Origin of the sequence: Streptomyces spongiae, from assembly GCF_009377185.1 — a bacterium.
Lineage (GTDB): Bacteria > Actinomycetota > Actinomycetes > Streptomycetales > Streptomycetaceae > Streptomyces > Streptomyces spongiae.
This window is the reverse complement of the sequence record NZ_VJZC01000198.1, coordinates 1-15769: the sequence shown is the minus strand read 5'-3', so window position 1 is coordinate 15769 and position 15769 is coordinate 1. Positions and strand designations below refer to the sequence as shown.

Sequence of the window (15769 nt, the reverse complement as noted above, 5' to 3'; positions counted from 1 at the left end):
CCGCCCCGGGTCCGGCCTCACCGCCTCCACCCGCGCCCTCTACTCCTCACTGGCCACCGCCACCAGCCGCACCCCGGCCGACCTGGCCCGCGCGGTCGCCGCCTGGAGGCAGGGCGGAGCGGAGGGGCTCGCCGTCCTGGAAGAGCCCTGGGACCCGCCCGCGGGCCGCTTCGACCGTGCCCGGCCGCTCCTCCTCGCCGCGGACCTGCCCGCCTTCCGCCCCCGGCGCAACCACCTCACGCACCCGCACGGCCACGTCCAGCTCCGCCTGGGCCGTGACGGCCTCTGGTACGCGTACGAGTCGGAACCGGGCCGCGAGGACTGGTGGCCCCGAGGAACCCCCGACCTGGACCCGGTGGGCGCCCTGACGGGCCTGGGAGCGGCCGACGAGGTGTGAGGGCCCGCTGCGAGAGTAACGCCGGTGAACCAGCTCTGACCTCGTCGAACGGAACGCGTTCCGCGCACAAAGATGCGTCAGCTCGTCGTTGACCGGCGGTCCGCGGCGGGGCCAGGGTGGTGGAGCCAGATCGGATTCCGATCTCCCCTTCAGATCTCCCCTTTCCGGTCACCGAACTGCGTGCAGGAGGCCGCGATGCTCCGGACAGTCACCCTTGAACACACCGAGCTCGGACAAGACCACCAAACGCTCGCCACCCCCAACGAACAACTGGACTGCGGCGAACTGTTCTTCCAGCGCTGCCTCTGGTGTGGCACTCCGGCCTACCGCCGCGCGTTCTGCCGTGCCTGCGGGTCCCGGGCCTTCCAACGGGAACGCAGCGCGGGCGACGGGGTCGTCGTTCGCCGCCACGGCCATGTTCCGCACAACACGTGGTTCGTCGCGATGAGCGAGGGCTTCAACCTGCTCTGCCAGGCCACCGGCACGGGGCCGGTCGCGGTCGGGTCGAGGGTGAGTGTCGTACGGGCTGTCGCTCCCTTCGGTCAGGGACTTCCCGTCGTCGAACCCACCCGCCCGGCGTCGACTCCGGACCGCTGGTGGTGAGGGGAGCGGGGCGCGGCGCGCTGGAGGGTCTGCGCATCGCCGACTTCTCCCGGGTTCTCGCGGGGCCCTACGCCACCATGCTCCTCGCCGACCTCGGCGCGGACGTGGTGAAGGTCGAAAGGCCGGGCACCGGGGACGACACCCGGGCCTGGTGTCCGCCGGCCGACCACGACGGCACGTCGACCTACTTCCTCAGCGTCAACCGGAACAAGAAGTCCGTGACGATGGACCTCACGACCGACGCCGGCCTCGAACAGGCCCGCGCCCTGATCGCCGAGTCCGACGTGCTGGTGGAGAACTTCCGCCCCGGCACGATGGAGCGGCTCGGGCTCGGCCCTCGCGAACTCCGGTCCCGGCAACCGGGGTTGGTCTACTGCTCGATCAGCGGTTTCGGCAGCGGCGCGGGCGCGGCGATCCCCGGTTACGACCTGCTCGTCCAGGCCGTCGGCGGTCTGATGAGCGTGACCGGGGAAGCGGCCGGAGAGCCGATGAAGGCCGGCGTGGCCCTGGTCGATGTGATCACCGGCCTGCACGCCTCGCTCGGCATCCTCGCCGCCCTTCGGCACCGGGACGCCACCGGGGAGGGCCAGCACGTGGAGGTCAACCTCCTCAGCTCGCTGTTGTCGGCCATGGTCAACCAGGCGTCGGCGTTCGCCGTCGCCGGTGTGGTCCCGGGCCGTATGGGCAACGCGCACCCGAGCATCGCCCCGTACGAGACCTTCCAGACCGCCGACCGTCCGATCGCGATCGCGGTGGGCAACGACCGGCAGTTCGCCACGCTCGCCGACCTGGTCGGGGAGCCCGGTCTCGCGCTCGACGACCGCTTCCGCACCAACGCCGACCGGGTCGCCCACCGCACCGAACTCCGCGACATCCTGACGCGACGGCTGGGCGCCGCCGGCGCTGACCACTGGTCGGCCGTCCTGCTGGCCGCGGGCGTGCCCGCCGGACCGGTCAACACCCTCGACGAGGCGTTCGACTTCGCTCAGAAGCTCGGGCTCCCCGGCATCGTCGACATCCCCGCCGCGGCGGGCGACGCAGAACACGGCAGGGCCTCCCGTCAGGTCGCGCACCCCATCGCGCTGAGTGGAACACCCGCGCAGTACCGCCTGCCCCCGCCCGGCCTGGGCCGACACACCGCGGACATCCTCGACGGCCTGTCGTCCGACCCCACCTGAACCACCATGCGAACACCCAACCGTGACTACAAGGAGCTTTCCATGAGCCGCAAGCCGCTGAAGGACCCTCTCGAGCTGCTCGACATCGCCTCCGTCCTTTCCGAGGAGGAGCGCGAGATCCAGGCCACCGTCGCCAGGTTCCTCGCCGACCGGGTACGCCCGCACATCGGCGAGTGGTTCGAGAACGCCCACTTCGCCCGCGAACTCGCCCCGGAACTCGGCAAGCTGGGCGTGCTCGGCATGCACCTCGAAGGCTACGGCTGCGCCGGCACGAACGCGGTCAGCTACGGCCTGGCCTGTCTGGAGCTGGAGGCGGCGGACTCCGGCTTCCGCAGCTTCGTCTCCGTACAGGGCTCGCTGTCGATGTTCTCCATCTGGAAGTGGGGCTCGGAGGAGCAGAAGCTCCAGTGGCTGCCCCGGCTCGCCGCCGGTGAGGCGATCGGCTGCTTCGGCCTGACCGAACCCGACTTCGGCAGCAACCCCTCCGGGATGCGCACCAGGGCCGTCCGTGACGGCGCCGACTGGATCCTCAACGGCTCCAAGATGTGGATCACCAATGGCGGCATCGCCGATGTGGCCACCGTCTGGGCGCAGACCGAGGACGGCATCCGCGGCTTCCTCGTACCGCGCGGGACGCCGGGCTTCACCACGCAGGACATCAAGCAGAAGATGTCGCTGCGCGCGTCCATCACCTCGGAGCTGTACTTCGACAACGTACGGCTGCCCGACTCGGCGCGACTGCCGCTCGCGGAGGGACTGCGCGGACCGCTGTCCTGCCTGAACGAGGCCCGCTTCGGCATCCTGTTCGGCGCGGTCGGCGCGGCCCGCGACTGCATCCAGGCGGCCATCGAGTACGCCGACTCCCGCGTCCAGTTCGACAAGCCGATCAGCGCCTTCCAGCTCACCCAGAAGAAGCTCGCCGACATGAGCCTGTCCGTGGGCAACTCCGCACTGCTCGCCCTCCACCTGGGCCGCTTGAAGGACCAGCACCGCATCCGGCCCGAGCAGATCAGCATGGGCAAGCTCAACAACGTCCGGGAAGCGATCGCCATCGCGCGGGAGTGCCGCACGATCCTCGGCGCCAACGGCATCTCCCTGGAGTACTCGCCGCTGCGCCACGCCAACAACCTGGAGTCCGTCCTGACCTACGAAGGCACCAGTGAGATGCACACGCTGGTCGTCGGACAGGCGATCACCGGCCAGGCGGCGTTCCGCTGACCGCTCCGGCTGAAAGAAGAAGGCAACCGTGAACATCGTCGTACTCGTCAAGCAGGTCCCGGACACCGGGGCCGAACGCACCCTGTCCCAGGCCGACCACACCCTCGACCGTGAGGACGCCGACCTCGTCCTGGACGAGATCAACGAGCGCGCCGCCGAAGAGGCCCTGAGCCTGAAGGAGACGGCGGACGCCCACATCACCGTCGTCTCCATGGGACCCGACTCCGCGCTCGAAGCCATCCGCAAGGTCCTGGCGATGGGCGCCGACCGGGGTATCCACATCTGCGACGACAGGCTGCGCGGCGCGGACGTACTGGCCACCGCGAAGGTCCTGGCGGCCGCCGTGCGGACCGTCCACGACGTCGACCTGGTACTCGCCGGCGACGCGACCACCGACGGACAGGCGAGCGCGGTCCCCGCCGTTGTCGCGGACCTGCTCGCGCTGCCTCAGGTGACCCACGTGCGGAAGCTGGACGTGGACGCGGGACGGGTGCGCGCCGAGCGCGAGACCGAGCACGGTCGGATGACGCTGGACGCACCGCTGCCCGCGCTGGTCAGCGTCACCGAGAAGATCAACGAACCGCGCTACCCCTCCTTCAAGGGGATCATGGCCGCCAAGAAGAAGCCGGTGGACACCGTCGACCTCGACGACCTGTTCCCCGACGCGGACGACGCCGGATTCCTCGTGACCCGGACCCGTGTGCTGGAGGCCGTCCCGCGTCCCCCACGGACAGCCGGAACCCGCGTCACGGACGACGGCTTCGCCGGTCGGCAGCTTGCCGAGTACCTGATCGCCGAGAAGCTCGTCTGAACCGCCCGACCTAGAACGATCAAGAAGAACGACCAAGAAGAACGACCAAGAAGAACGACCAAGAAGAACGACCAAGAAGAACGACCAAGAAGCAGGTCCCATGCCCGATGTCCTCGTCCTCGTCGACCACGACGGGGAACGTGTCAACAAGTCCACCTATGAACTCCTGGCCGCCGCACGGCGGCTGGGGGACCCGGCCGCCGTCGTCGTGGGAACTCCCGGCACGGCGGCGCGCCTCAGGGAATCCCTCGCCCGACACGGCGCCACGAGCGTCCACGCGGCGGAGGCCACCGAAGCGGCCGAGTTCCTCGTCACGCCCGCCGTGGACGCCCTGGAGCTCGCGGTGCGTGAGATCTCTCCCGCCGCCGTTCTGGTCCCCGCGACGACGGACGGCAGGGAGGTGGCCGCGCGTCTCGCCGCGCGGCTGGATGCCGGGCTGCTGATCGACGCGGTCGACCTGGACGCCTCCGGCGTGGTCACCCAGATCGTCTTCGGGGGCTCGTACACCGTGCGTTCCCAGGTCACCCAGGGGATGCCGGTGATCACCGTCCGCCCGGGGGCCTTCGAGCCGGAGGAGCATCCGGGCGGGGCCGTGGAGCGGACACTGGCCCTGCCGGCGGTCGACCCCACGACCTCCGCCCGCGTCACCGACCGGTGCGCCGCACCCGTCGGCGACCGGCCCGGGCTCACCGAGGCCGCCGTCGTCGTCTCCGGAGGCCGCGGTGTCGCGGGAGCGGAGGGTTTCGGGGTGGTGGAGGAGCTGGCGGACGCGTTCGGAGGCGCGGTGGGCGCCTCGCGCGCCGCGGTGGACGCCGGCTACTACCCGCACCAGTTCCAGGTCGGGCAGACCGGCAAGTCCGTCTCCCCTCAGCTGTACATTGCCCTGGGGATCTCCGGGGCCATCCAGCACCTCGCCGGAATGCAGACCTCCAAGACGATCGTCGCGGTCAACAAGGACCCGGAGGCACCGATCCTCGACCTCGCTGACTACGGCGTCGTGGGCGACCTGTTCGCGGTGGCTCCCCAGCTCACGCGGGAAGTGGTTGCCCGCCGCGCGGCCGGTTGAGGACGAGCGTTCACTCATGAGGGGGAGAGGCACCATGCGGTATTCCGAGGGACCGAGGGTCAGTTGTGATGTCTACATCGAGGCGCGTCCCTCACAGGTGTGGGCCTTGGTGACGGACATCGGTCTGCCGGCGCGAGTGAGCCCCGAGTTGCAGCGTGTGGAATGGCTCGACGGGATGGAGGGGCCCGCGGTGGGTGCTTGTTTCGCGGGGTACAACCACCACCGGATGAACGGCGAGTGGCGGACCGTCTCGCACATCGTCGACCTGGAAGAACAGCGCGTCTTCGGCTGGGCGGTCGTGGACCCGGACGGCCGGTACGGCGACCCGGTCCCGGACCCCGCGAAGCCCCTGGCCACATGGCGCTTCGAGCTTGAGCCCCAGGGAACCGGCACGAGGCTGCGCCAGTTCGCACGGATGGGACCGGGCCGCTCCGGGGTCAACCTGGTGATCGAGCGCGCACCGGAGCGGGAGGAGGAGATCGTGGCCTTCCGGCTCGCGGAGCTCCGCACGAACATGGAAGCCACCTTGCGCGGTGTCAAGGCACTCGCTGAAGCGGGCTGACCGGACCGGCGCCGTACCGCGGGCCTGCCACAGGTGGCAGGCCCGCAAGGCTCTCCGCGAACGGCCCCTACGCGGCCTGGTAGTTGAAGAACCCCTGTCCCGACTTACGGCCCAGCAGGCCCGACTCGACCATGCGGCGCAGCAACGGGGGAGGGGCGTACAGCGGTTCGCGGTACTCCTCGTACAGCGCTTCGCCTATCGCCGCCACGGTGTCGAGGCCGATGAGATCGGCGAGGCGCAGCGGGCCCATGGGGTGGGCGCAACCGGCGGTCATCCCCGTGTCGATGTCCTCCGCCGTCGCCGTGCCGGAGCTGACCATCCGCACCGCGGCCAACAGGTAGGGAACCAGCAGGGAGTTCACCACGAAGCCCGCGCGGTCCTGCGTGACGATCGCCTTCTTGCCCAGGGTCTCGCCGGCGAAGGCGAGCACCCGCAGTTCCGTGGCCTTCGAGGTCTGCAGCGAGGGGATCACCTCGACCAGCGGCATGACCGGGACAGGGTTGAAGAAGTGCAGGCCGACCACCGACTCCGGTCGTCCCGTCACCGCCGCGAGGCGGGCGATGGGGATCGAGGAGGTGTTGCTGGCCAGTACGGCGGCCGGGTCGGTGACCACCTTGTCGAGTTGCCGGAACAGCGCCGTCTTGGCCTGCTCGTCCTCCACGGCCGCCTCGATCACCAGGTCCGCCCCGGACAGGCGGGAGAGGTCCGCGGTGACCGAGACCCCGGCCAGGGCATGGGCGCGGCCTTCCGAGGTGATGGCGCCGCGCTTCTCCGCCTTGAGCAGGGAGTCCGCCACGCCTGCCAGGCCGGCACGGGCCCTGTCCTCGGTCACGTCGCACAAGGTGACGCGAAGCCCGGCCCTTGCGCAGACCTCGGTGATGCCCCGGCCCATCTGTCCGGCGCCGACGACACCCACGTGTTTGATCGTTGTCATGCGTTCCTCCGCCTGTCCCTCCGTTGGTGCAGTGTTGAGCCTAGGCCGGGCTTACCCCCTCTGACCTGCTCAGATGGTGCGTTATCCGCGTACAAACATGCGTCGGTTCGGCGTTGACCGACCGTGCGCGTCAGCCGGTGGCGACCGTCGCGGCAGCCGCCTCCCGCAGACGGCGGATCACGCCTCGCACGGCAGGCGATGTCTCACCCCTGCGGTAGGCGCCCACCAACCGGGTGGTCAGCGGTACGTCCGCCAGCGGGCGGTAGGCCACCCCCGGGATCTGCACGCGGCGCAGCGAATCGGGGACCAGGGCCACCGCGAGACCACCGCCGACGAGTGTCAGAGCCGCGATGAAGTCCCGCACCGGGGGAGCGCAGCGTGGGCTGAACCCGCCCTGTTCCGCCACCTCCAGGATCTGGTCCCGGCAGCCGTACTCCTCGTCGAAGTGCGGGGCCACGAACTGCTCGTCGCGCAGCTTCGCCGCCGGGACCGCCTCGTACGCCGCCAGCGGCGCGTCGGCCGGCAGCGCCAGGACGACGTTCTCGGTGAGCAGACAGCTGGCCGTGACGTCGGGCGGGTACTCCGGCCTCCAGCGCAGGAAACCGACGTCGATGTCCCCGCAGGCCAGCGCCTCCAGCTGCGCGGGCGTCTCCAACTCGCGTACCTGCACGATGAGCTGGGTGTCCGGGGCCGCGCAGCGGGTGAGCACATCGGTCAGCACTCCGGAGAACGCGGCCGAGGCGACGTACGCGATCTGGGCGTGCCCCAGCTCCCCGCGACCGGCACGCCGGCCCACGGCCTCGGCCCGCGCGGCCTGGGCGAGGGTCAGCCGCGCCTCCTCCACGAACAACTGCCCGGCGCTGGTCAGCGCCGGGCGGGTGCGTCGTCCGCGGTCGATCAGGCGGACGCCCAGATGCGACTCGAGCGCCCTGATCTGGGCGCTGAGCGCCGACGGAGCGAGATGCAGACGGTCCGACGCCCGCGCGAAATGCAGTTCCTCCGCGACGGTGACGAACGATTCCAGCCAGCGCAGTTCCACCGGCTCCTCCGTCCTGCTGGGCGTGTGCTGATGCGGGCACCGGACGTGCGTACGGCCGGTGGGTGGGCACCCCGCGGCGGGCGTCAGGGCAGAACAGGACCGCCGCGGGGTGAGCAGGGAGGGCTTACGGTTCAGAGGGCTGTCGGTTCAGAGGGCTTACGCTTCAGGGGATGACGACGTAGTTGCTGAATCCGCCGTCGCGGTCCTCCAGGCCCGAGATCGCCTCGTTGACCCTCGACAGCGGGAAGGGCTTGGCCTGTAGGTACGACAGGTCCAGGGCACCCGTGCGCACCATGTCGGCGAGTTCCTGCCCCTGAGCGGTGCTGAACCAGTTGGAGCCGATCAGCTGGACCTGCTCGTCCATGAGCCACTTCACGTCCACCGGCAGCCGGTCGGCCACGCCGCCGACGTTGACCACCCTGCCGCCCCGGCGTACGCCCTGCATGGAGTCGAGCATCGTCTCCACCGGGGCCTTGGCGCCCAGGGCGCTGATGACGTAGTCCGCGCCCTCGCCGCCGGTCAGGGACTTCGCCCACTCACCGGTGGAGCCGTCGCCCAGCCGGAACACCTCGACCCTCTCCGGGGCCAGTTCCTTGACACGCTTGAGGAGTTCCTCGTTGCGGCCGGTGCCGAGGACCCGTGCGGCGCCGGAGGCCAGTGCGAGCACGGTGGACGCGACACCGAGGGTTCCGGTGACGCCGTCGATGAGCGCGACCTGGCCGGGGCTTGCGGCGGCGTTCTTGAGTGCTCCGTAGGACGTGCCGATGTAGCCCAGCTTGCCGGCCTGCTCGAACGTCATGGTGTCCGGGATGTTGACGATCGAGTACTGCGGGGCGGTCATGTACTCCGCGAAACCACCGTAGGGGTAGAGGTCGAAGATCCGCTGACCGTCCCGGGACGTGCTGAAGTAGCCGTTCAACGTGAAGTAGCGGCACCGGCTCAGTTCACCGCCCCGGCACACCTGGCAACTGCCGCAGGAGCGCAGGGGGTTGACATAGACCCGGTCACCCGGCTTGGTGTGCAGCACCGCGTCGCCGACCGCTTCGACCACGCCGGCTGCGTCCAGCCCGAAGATGGCGGGGAACTTGGGCAGCGGCTGGTGCGGGTACCAGGTGGGCCAGTTGTTGATCACGTTGCCCATGTTCGGCACGATCCCGCACGCCTTCACCCGCACCAGAACGTCGGTCGGACGCGGCGTGGGCACGTCGATCGTGTCCACCGACATCGGCTCACCGAGAGCGTGCAGTCGGGCAGCGAGCATTTTCGCCATTGAAATACTCCTTGAAACTGCTCCGTCCCGGGCCGCCGGGGGCGGAGATTGCAGGAATTCCCTACGACTTGGGGAAAGAGTTCGGGTCAGGGAAAGGGTTCGGGTCAGGGAAAGGGTTCGGATAGTTGTCCTCGAGGTCGATGTCCAGCAACCCCATGATGCGGACGCCGGAGTTGTACCAGGCGATGGACAACGACAGTTCGACCATCTGCTGGTCGCTGAGGTGCTCCGCGGCGGCACGCCACGTCCCCTCCGAGACGTCGACCTGGAGCGTGGACTCCTTGGCGAGGCGCATCACCGCCTTCTCCGTGGCGTCGAACAGGTCGGACGACTCGAAGTCGGCCACCGCAGCCAGCTGTTCCTCGGTGAGCCCGGCCTTGAGGCCGTGCGACTGGTGGTGTGCGACCTCGTACGCCGACCGGGTCGCGTAGCCCACGGTCAGGATGGCCAGTTCGCGCAGGTGGGGGCTGAGGTCGGCGGCCCGCAGCGAGTTGGCGTAGGTCAGGAAGGCGTCCAGCTGTGCGGGCGCGTGGGTGAGCGCGAGGAAGATGTTCGCCGTCGGGACCTTGCGTTCGGCTTCCAGCCGGTCGTACAGGGGCTTCTGCGACTCGTCGGCGTCCTCGCGGCGCAGGTAGGGGACTCGTGCCATGGTGTCTCCTCGGGGGGACGGAAGGATCAGCGGGCGGACTGGGACTGTTCGAGAAGGAACCGCTCCAGCGACATGGGCTTCGGCGGCTCGGCCGGCGGAATCTGCTTGACCCCCGCGAAGGGCGACGCCTCGAAGTACCACTTCTCCAGCGCCGGCAGGCCCCAGCGGGCGTTGGTGCTCAGCGATCCCGCGTCCCAGCGCACCGGCTCGATCTCGGTGTCGATCGTCTGGTAGTGGCTGTTGAAGACCTCCACCCGGTGCCCGTCGGGGTCACGGAGGTAGGCGAAGAGCATCCCGCCCGGCCCGTGACGTCCGGGGCCCCGCTCCACACCGTCGCCGTAGCCGAGGATTCCCGCGAAGTCGCAGGCGGTGAAGATGTCATGGCTCTCGGAGACGGTGTACGCGAAGTGGTGCAGGGCGGGGCCGGTGTTCTCGACGATCGCGAGGTCCAGGCAGGTGCCCTTGCGGTACATGAACGCGCTCAGCAGTTTGTCGCCGTGCGCCAGGTACTCGGAGTTGCGGAAACCGAGTTCGCCGTAGAACGCGCACAGCTCGTAGGTGTCGGGCGCGAAGGTCTGGTAGTGGTCCAGTCGCTGGGCGTGGGCGCCCTTGTGGAGCTGGAAGTCGATGTGCAGCCTCGGCCGGGTCTCCATGTGCGCGCACAGTTCGAGCGGCGTGCCGACGGGGTCGCTGACGTGCAGGGTGCGGCCCTGGTGCGGCATGTCGACCCAGGCCGCGGGCAGCCCCCGCTCGCGGAACCAGTCGTACGCGATGTCGAGGTCCTCGTCGAAGAAGACCCGGAAGCCGATCCTCCTGCAAGAGCCCGCGCCCTCCTCGTCCAGCTCCAGGACGAGGCTGTGGTGGCAGGCTTCCGACAGGCCACGGAGGTAGCAGGTGCGCTCGTCCTCCTCGGTGACGACGAGTCCCAGCACGTTCACGTAGAAGTTCCGGCTCTCGGCCAGATCGGCCACGGTGAGCCGGACATGGCTGGAGCGGGTGATGTTGAAACTCGGGCGCAGATTGACGGGTGGCAGCATGCTGGTCTCCGTGCTCCGATCGGCTCTGGATTTCGCTGACTGTAATACGTAATATTCTGCGGCCGGCCGTTTTTTGCTTGGTCGTTTTGGCTGTAAGGGCCTCGGGTTTACGGCCTGCGGGTTTACGGCCTGCGGGTTTACGGTCTGCAGATTTACGGCTTGCGGGTTTACGGCTCGGCCGTAAAGGCATCGGGTCCGGCGAATGTGAAGGCGGACCATCCGCTGAATTCCGCGGACGCGCCGAGGGACTCCTCGATGCGCAGCACCTCGTTCCACTTGGCCATGCGCTCGGAGCGGGTGAACGAGCCCACCTTCAGCTGGCCGGCGTCCCAACCGACGCTCAGATGGGCGATGGTGATGTCCTCGGTCTCCCCGGAACGTGCCGAGACGATCGTGCCGAAGCCGGCTTCCTTTCCGGCCCGCAGCGCCTGGAACGCCTCCGTGACCGTACCGGCCTGGTTCGGTTTGACGAGGACGGCGTTCGCCGCTCCGCTGGTGGCCGCGGCCTCCACGCGCTTGGCGTTCGTGACCAGATAGTCGTCGCCGATCACCTGGCAGCGGTGGCCGTAGCGCCGGGTGAACTCCACCATGCCGTCGTGGTCGTCCTCGCCCACCGGGTCCTCGACGGACAGGATCGGATACTGCTCGATCCAGCCGCCCAGCATGTCGATCAGCGCCGTGGTGTCGAGCGTGCGGTCGTCCAGGGCCAGCGTGTACCGCCCGCCGCTGCCGAACTGCGAGGCCGCGACGTCCAGCGAGATGCCCACCTCGCTGGAGGGAGCGAAGCCCGCGGTCTCGATCGCGCGGGTCAGTGTCTCCAGCGCCTCCTCGTTGGAGTCGAAGGCGGGCCAGAAACCGCCCTCGTCGGCCACGCCCTGGGCCTTCCCCGCCGCACGCATCAAGCTTCCGGCCGCCCGGTAGATCTCCGCGGTCCAGTCCAGTGCCTCGGAGAAACCGGATGCCGCCGGGCACATCACCATGAAGTCCTGTACGTCGACACGGCGGTCCGCGTGGGCGCCTCCGCCGAAGATCTGGATCTCCGGCAGCGGGATACGGACCGGGTCGTCGCCGGCCAGGTGCTTCCACAGCGGTACGCCCGCCGAAGCGGCGGCGGCGTGCAGGACGGCCATGGACGTGGCCACGATCGCGTTGCCACCGAGGCGGCTGCGGTCGGGGGTTCCGTCGAGGTCGACCAGGAGCCGGTCGACGGCTTCCTGGTCTGCCGCGTCACGGCCGGTGAGGGCGGGCGCGATCTCGTCGTTCACCGAGCTCACCGCGCGCTGGACGTCGAGCCCGCCGAAGCGGCTGCCGCCGTCGCGCAGATCGAGCGCTTCGCCCTGGCCCGTCGAGGCCCCCGCCGGTGCGATCGCCCGCCCGATCGCGCCGTCCGAGAGGTGGGCTTCGACCTCGACGGTCGGACGACCGCGTGAATCCCACACCCTGCGGCTGTGGAGCTTGGCGATCCGCGCGTCTGTCATGGCGGTGCAACCTTTCGGAGTTCGGACGATCGGGGTGACGGCCGGGGGATCCGTGTCTGTCATCCGGGGGCCCTCGACGGGCGGCACCCGGTGGCATCGGGCGGCATCGGGTGGCACCTGGCGGCACCCGATCGGTACTGCGGCTCTGCGAGCGAGTGAAGGGGTGTAAGGCTCTCTTCATCTCGTGCTAACGATAGCGCAATCGTGCGAACTGTCGGCTGTGATGTCAAGAGGCAGGCTGTGGTCCGTCGGCTCCACTTGTCGCTCGTCTCTGCTCTCTTGGCCTCTCCGAGCGTCAGTGCTATCGTTCGCACGATCCCGCTCCGGCAAGGACTCCGGCGGGCCCGCGCCCTTCCTGGACGGACGGACAGCACAGGAAGGAGTGGACCCGCCGGGCCGGGGCGCGGCCGAACGGAAAGCGAGCCCGATATGGCAGCCGAGCCCTCTGAGGCGCCGATGACCCTCACCACTGTGGTGGCCAGTACTCGTCCGGGGCGGGTGGGAAGGTCCGTCGCGGACTGGTTCACCACCCGGGCCGCGGAGTGCGACCAGTTCGAGTCGCACACCGTCGACCTGTGGGAACTCGCCCTTCCCTTCTTCGACGAGCCGCATCCGCCCGCCCTGCGGCAGTACACGAAGAGCCACACCCGCGAGTGGAGCCGGATCGTCGAGGCGTCGGACGCGTTCGTCTTCGTCACCCCTGAGTACAACGGCGGCTTCCCCGCCCCGTTGAAGAACGCGTGGGACTACCTCGTCGTGGAGTGGCAGCACAAGCCGGCCGCGTTCGTCAGCTATGGAGGCGTCTCGGCGGGCACCCGGGCGGTGCAGATGGGCAAGCAGGTCGTGGCGAACCTCAGGATGCTGCCGATCGGGCCGACCGTGAGCATCCCGTTCGTCAACGAGCTTGTCGAGGACGGTGCGTTTCGGGCCGGCAAGATACATGAGGCGGCGGCCGAGCAGGTGCTCGACGAACTCGTGCGTACCGCCCGGGTCATGCGGCGGCTGCGCGGTGAGACGTACTGAACCGTTTTCGTGTGTGTGGCCGGGGTTGTTCGGTTTCGGTCCCGCCGTTGTGGCTGATCGCGCAGTTCCCCGCGCCCCTGGTGGGTCGGGCGCACCCGGCATCGCTATGTACCGCTTCCGTTGCGTACCGGGGCGCCTGCCGTTGGTCCGTGGGTCGGGGGCGCGCCGCGAGGTCTCCGTCCTCGGTCCGGCGGATCTGTGGGTGTGTGAGGTGCTCGGTGGCGGACGCCGGCCGCTGCGGGCGGACACCTCCCGGCGCACCCCCTGCGGTGCCTACGCGGCTGACGGTACGTCGTGGTGTCGTCGAGGGGTACTTGTGTCGGCCGGGGGGCCTTGCGTCGTGGGGTGCTGTCCGTCGGGGTGCCTGTCTGCCAGGGGCCCGTCGGGACCGCCTGTCCGTCAGGGCAACCCTTCGCGCCAGGGGTTCCTGTCCGTCAGGGGTGCCCTCGCAGCCAGGGACGCCTGTCCGTCAGGACGAGCTCTGGCCCTCAGGTGGCGCCGTGCTGCCGCGCAGGATCAGGGAGCCCGGGGAGACCGACGTGTACGGGCCGTCGTTGCCCGGACTGGTCTTCAGGCGGCGCATCAGCCACAGCGCGCAGCCTGTGGCCATTTCCTGGATCGGCAGGCCGATCGTGGTGAGTCCGGGGCCCCACCAGGAGAACCCCGGCTCGTCACCGAACCCGATCACGGACAGTTCCCCGGGCACCTTCACGTCCTGCTCGGACAGTTCCTCCAGGACTCCCCGGGTGAGCTGGATCGATCCCAGGACGAGCGCGGTGGGTGCGTCCGGGCCCTCCAGCAGTCGGCGCATCGCCTGGCGGCCGTGGTCCACGGACGACGGCGGGCCCAGCTCCGTGCGCCCGGAGTCCTCAGGTAGACCGCCTTCGCGCAGGGCGCTGCGGAAGCCGCGCAGACGCTCGGCGCCCGTGGGCAGTTCCTCGGGGCCGCCCATGTACGCGATGCGCGTGTGGCCCTCGGTCACCAGATGGGCCGTGGCCTGGCGCAGCGCCTCGTGGTCGTCCACGCCGAACCACTGGGAGCCCAGCGACGGGTGGCGGCGCAGCAGCTGCAGATGCGGCACCGTGCGCAGGAGCTTGACGGAGTCGCTGTGCGGGCGTGCGGTGGGCACGATGATGACGCCTGCCACGCGGGTCGCGGACAGCTCCCGCAGATGGCCCAGTTCCACCATCCGGTCGTCGTCGGTCTCCGCGAGCATCAGCTGGAAGCCCTCGGCCTCCATGTTCTTCGACAGCTCGTGCGCGATGGTCGAGTAGAAGCTGTTGCGGATGTCCGGGATCACCAGCGCGACCACGTTGCTGGACGCCCCGCGCATCATCCGCGCCGCGCGGTTGCCGACGTACCCCATCTCGGAGGCGGCCTGGCGGACCTTGAACTTGGTCTCCTCGCTGATGCGGGGATCGTCGGCGAGCGCCCGGCCGACCGTCGAGACGGAGACCCCGAGGCGTTCGGCGATGTCCCTGGTCGTGATCACGTAAAGGCCCCCTCGAGCCGACTGGTCCCGTGCCGTCACTTTCCGTATGCCAACGATAGCACTTCGGTTGCGCTCCGTGGTCGAGAGAAGTCGGGCCCGGGATTGATCGCTGTGCGCGTGCTAACGTTAGCACTGCTGGATGGGTCGTGCAGCCGTCTGTGGCTGCCTAGTTGCGGAGGTTTCCGTGCGGATCATCAGGTATGCCGTCGGCGGGGTGCGTCACTACGGAGAACTCGTATCCGGTGAATCCGGGATCGCGAGATTCGAGGGGGATCCCTTCACCGGTCTGTCCCCCACCGGGCACGTCGACGAAATCGGCGATGTGGACATTCTCGCGCCGCTGGAGCGGCCCCGGATCTTCGGATTCGCCTACAACTACGCCTCACACATCGACGAGACCGATCGCAAGGTTCCGGAAGTTCCCGTGTGCTTCATGAAGCCGAGTACCGCGGTGGTGGGTCCGGACGATGCCATCGTCTATCCGGCGGATGGTGAACTGGTCCATTTCGAAGGCGAGTTGGTCGTCGTCATCGGAAAGGAAGCCCGCCATGTGAAGCCTTCGGAGGCCCACGAGTACATCCTCGGCTATACGTGCGGAAACGACGTCAGTGACCGCGTCGTCCAGCGCAAGGAGAGCGCGTTCGGCACGCTTCTGATCGGGAAGGGGCAGGACACGTTCGCTCCCCTCGGACCGGTCATCGAGACAGAACTCGACCCCTCGGGGCTGTCGCTGACGACCCGCGTGAACGGCGTCGTCATGCAGTCGGCCAGCACGGCCGACCTGCTGCTCGCTGTCCCCGACATCGTCAGCTACCTCAGCCGCTATGTGACGCTGCTGCCCGGAGACGCGATCATGACGGGCACGCCTGCCGGCGTCGGGCCGATCCGTCCCGGAGACGAGGTCGAGGTGGAGATCGAGGGCATCGGCGTTCTGCGTAACCCGGTGGTGGCCGAGAGCCTCTGACGTCGTACGCACGTCGGGTGACCACACACAGGGGCCTGCCCACCGCCA

Annotated in this window: 15 protein-coding genes and 1 pseudogene; 9 read left to right on the top strand and 7 right to left on the bottom strand. The window is 69.3% G+C overall.

Annotation, left to right across the window (positions count from 1 at the left end; all coding sequences use genetic code 11):
- The 7 genes and pseudogenes from FNH08_RS24840 to FNH08_RS24810 form a co-directional block, all read left to right on the top strand.
- Positions 1–397, top strand: a pseudogene (locus FNH08_RS24840) (SWIM zinc finger family protein); the annotation flags it as partial.
- Positions 398–592: 195 nt separating this feature from the next.
- Complete coding sequence (locus FNH08_RS24835) at positions 593–1000, top strand: zinc ribbon domain-containing protein (RefSeq protein ID WP_194238593.1); 408 nt, start codon at positions 593–595, stop codon at positions 998–1000.
- Complete coding sequence (locus FNH08_RS24830; RefSeq protein ID WP_407704444.1) at positions 997–2178, top strand: CaiB/BaiF CoA transferase family protein; 1182 nt, start codon at positions 997–999, stop codon at positions 2176–2178. Before FNH08_RS24835 ends, FNH08_RS24830 begins: the two co-directional genes overlap by 4 nt.
- Positions 2179–2220: 42 nt before the next feature.
- Complete coding sequence (locus FNH08_RS24825) at positions 2221–3396, top strand: acyl-CoA dehydrogenase family protein (RefSeq protein ID WP_152773773.1); 1176 nt, start codon at positions 2221–2223, stop codon at positions 3394–3396.
- A 28-nt stretch (positions 3397–3424) separates the two neighbouring features.
- The gene (locus tag FNH08_RS24820) at positions 3425–4207 is read left to right on the top strand and encodes an electron transfer flavoprotein subunit beta/FixA family protein (protein ID WP_322725307.1); all 783 of its coding nucleotides are present in this window, start codon (positions 3425–3427) and stop codon (positions 4205–4207) included.
- 100 nt (positions 4208–4307) lie between these two features.
- Positions 4308–5273 carry an electron transfer flavoprotein subunit alpha/FixB family protein gene (locus FNH08_RS24815; protein WP_152773772.1) on the top strand — a complete coding sequence of 322 codons (966 nt, stop codon included), beginning with the start codon at positions 4308–4310 and terminating at the stop codon, positions 5271–5273.
- 34 nt (positions 5274–5307) lie between these two features.
- Positions 5308–5835, top strand: a complete 528-nt coding sequence (locus FNH08_RS24810; RefSeq protein ID WP_152773771.1) for an SRPBCC family protein — start codon at positions 5308–5310, stop codon at positions 5833–5835.
- 67 nt (positions 5836–5902) lie between these two features.
- On the opposite strand, the gene FNH08_RS24805 is transcribed toward FNH08_RS24810, so the two are convergent.
- From FNH08_RS24805 to eno, 6 genes are all read right to left on the bottom strand, one after another.
- Positions 5903–6769, bottom strand: a complete 867-nt coding sequence (locus FNH08_RS24805; RefSeq protein ID WP_152773770.1) for a 3-hydroxybutyryl-CoA dehydrogenase — start codon at positions 6767–6769, stop codon at positions 5903–5905.
- 130 nt (positions 6770–6899) lie between these two features.
- Positions 6900–7808 (bottom strand): LysR substrate-binding domain-containing protein, encoded by a 909-nt coding sequence (locus FNH08_RS24800; RefSeq protein WP_322725306.1) that lies wholly within the window; start codon positions 7806–7808, stop codon positions 6900–6902.
- A gap of 163 nt (positions 7809–7971) precedes the next feature.
- Complete coding sequence (locus FNH08_RS24795; RefSeq protein WP_194238592.1) at positions 7972–9078, bottom strand: alcohol dehydrogenase catalytic domain-containing protein; 1107 nt, start codon at positions 9076–9078, stop codon at positions 7972–7974.
- 61 nt (positions 9079–9139) lie between these two features.
- Complete coding sequence (locus tag FNH08_RS24790; protein WP_152773769.1) at positions 9140–9727, bottom strand: carboxymuconolactone decarboxylase family protein; 588 nt, start codon at positions 9725–9727, stop codon at positions 9140–9142.
- Between the two features lie 26 nt (positions 9728–9753).
- A complete protein-coding gene (locus tag FNH08_RS24785; protein WP_152773768.1) occupies positions 9754–10764 on the bottom strand; it encodes a VOC family protein in 1011 nt (336 codons plus the stop codon).
- Positions 10765–10931: 167 nt separating this feature from the next.
- Positions 10932–12242, bottom strand: coding sequence for a phosphopyruvate hydratase (gene eno, locus FNH08_RS24780; protein ID WP_152773767.1), 1311 nt, complete (start codon positions 12240–12242; stop codon positions 10932–10934).
- A 456-nt stretch (positions 12243–12698) separates the two neighbouring features.
- Here eno and FNH08_RS24775 point away from each other — a divergent pair, with 456 nt between their 5' ends.
- Positions 12699–13265, top strand: coding sequence for an NADPH-dependent FMN reductase (locus FNH08_RS24775; protein WP_228034317.1), 567 nt, complete (start codon positions 12699–12701; stop codon positions 13263–13265).
- A 469-nt stretch (positions 13266–13734) separates the two neighbouring features.
- Here FNH08_RS24775 and FNH08_RS24770 read toward each other — a convergent pair whose 3' ends face one another.
- Positions 13735–14757, bottom strand: coding sequence for a LacI family DNA-binding transcriptional regulator (locus FNH08_RS24770; RefSeq protein ID WP_322725304.1), 1023 nt, complete (start codon positions 14755–14757; stop codon positions 13735–13737).
- 184 nt (positions 14758–14941) lie between these two features.
- On the opposite strand from FNH08_RS24770, the gene FNH08_RS24765 reads away from it, so the two are divergent.
- Positions 14942–15721, top strand: coding sequence for a fumarylacetoacetate hydrolase family protein (locus tag FNH08_RS24765; RefSeq protein WP_322725303.1), 780 nt, complete (start codon positions 14942–14944; stop codon positions 15719–15721).
- The last annotated feature ends 48 nt before the right edge of the window (positions 15722–15769 follow it).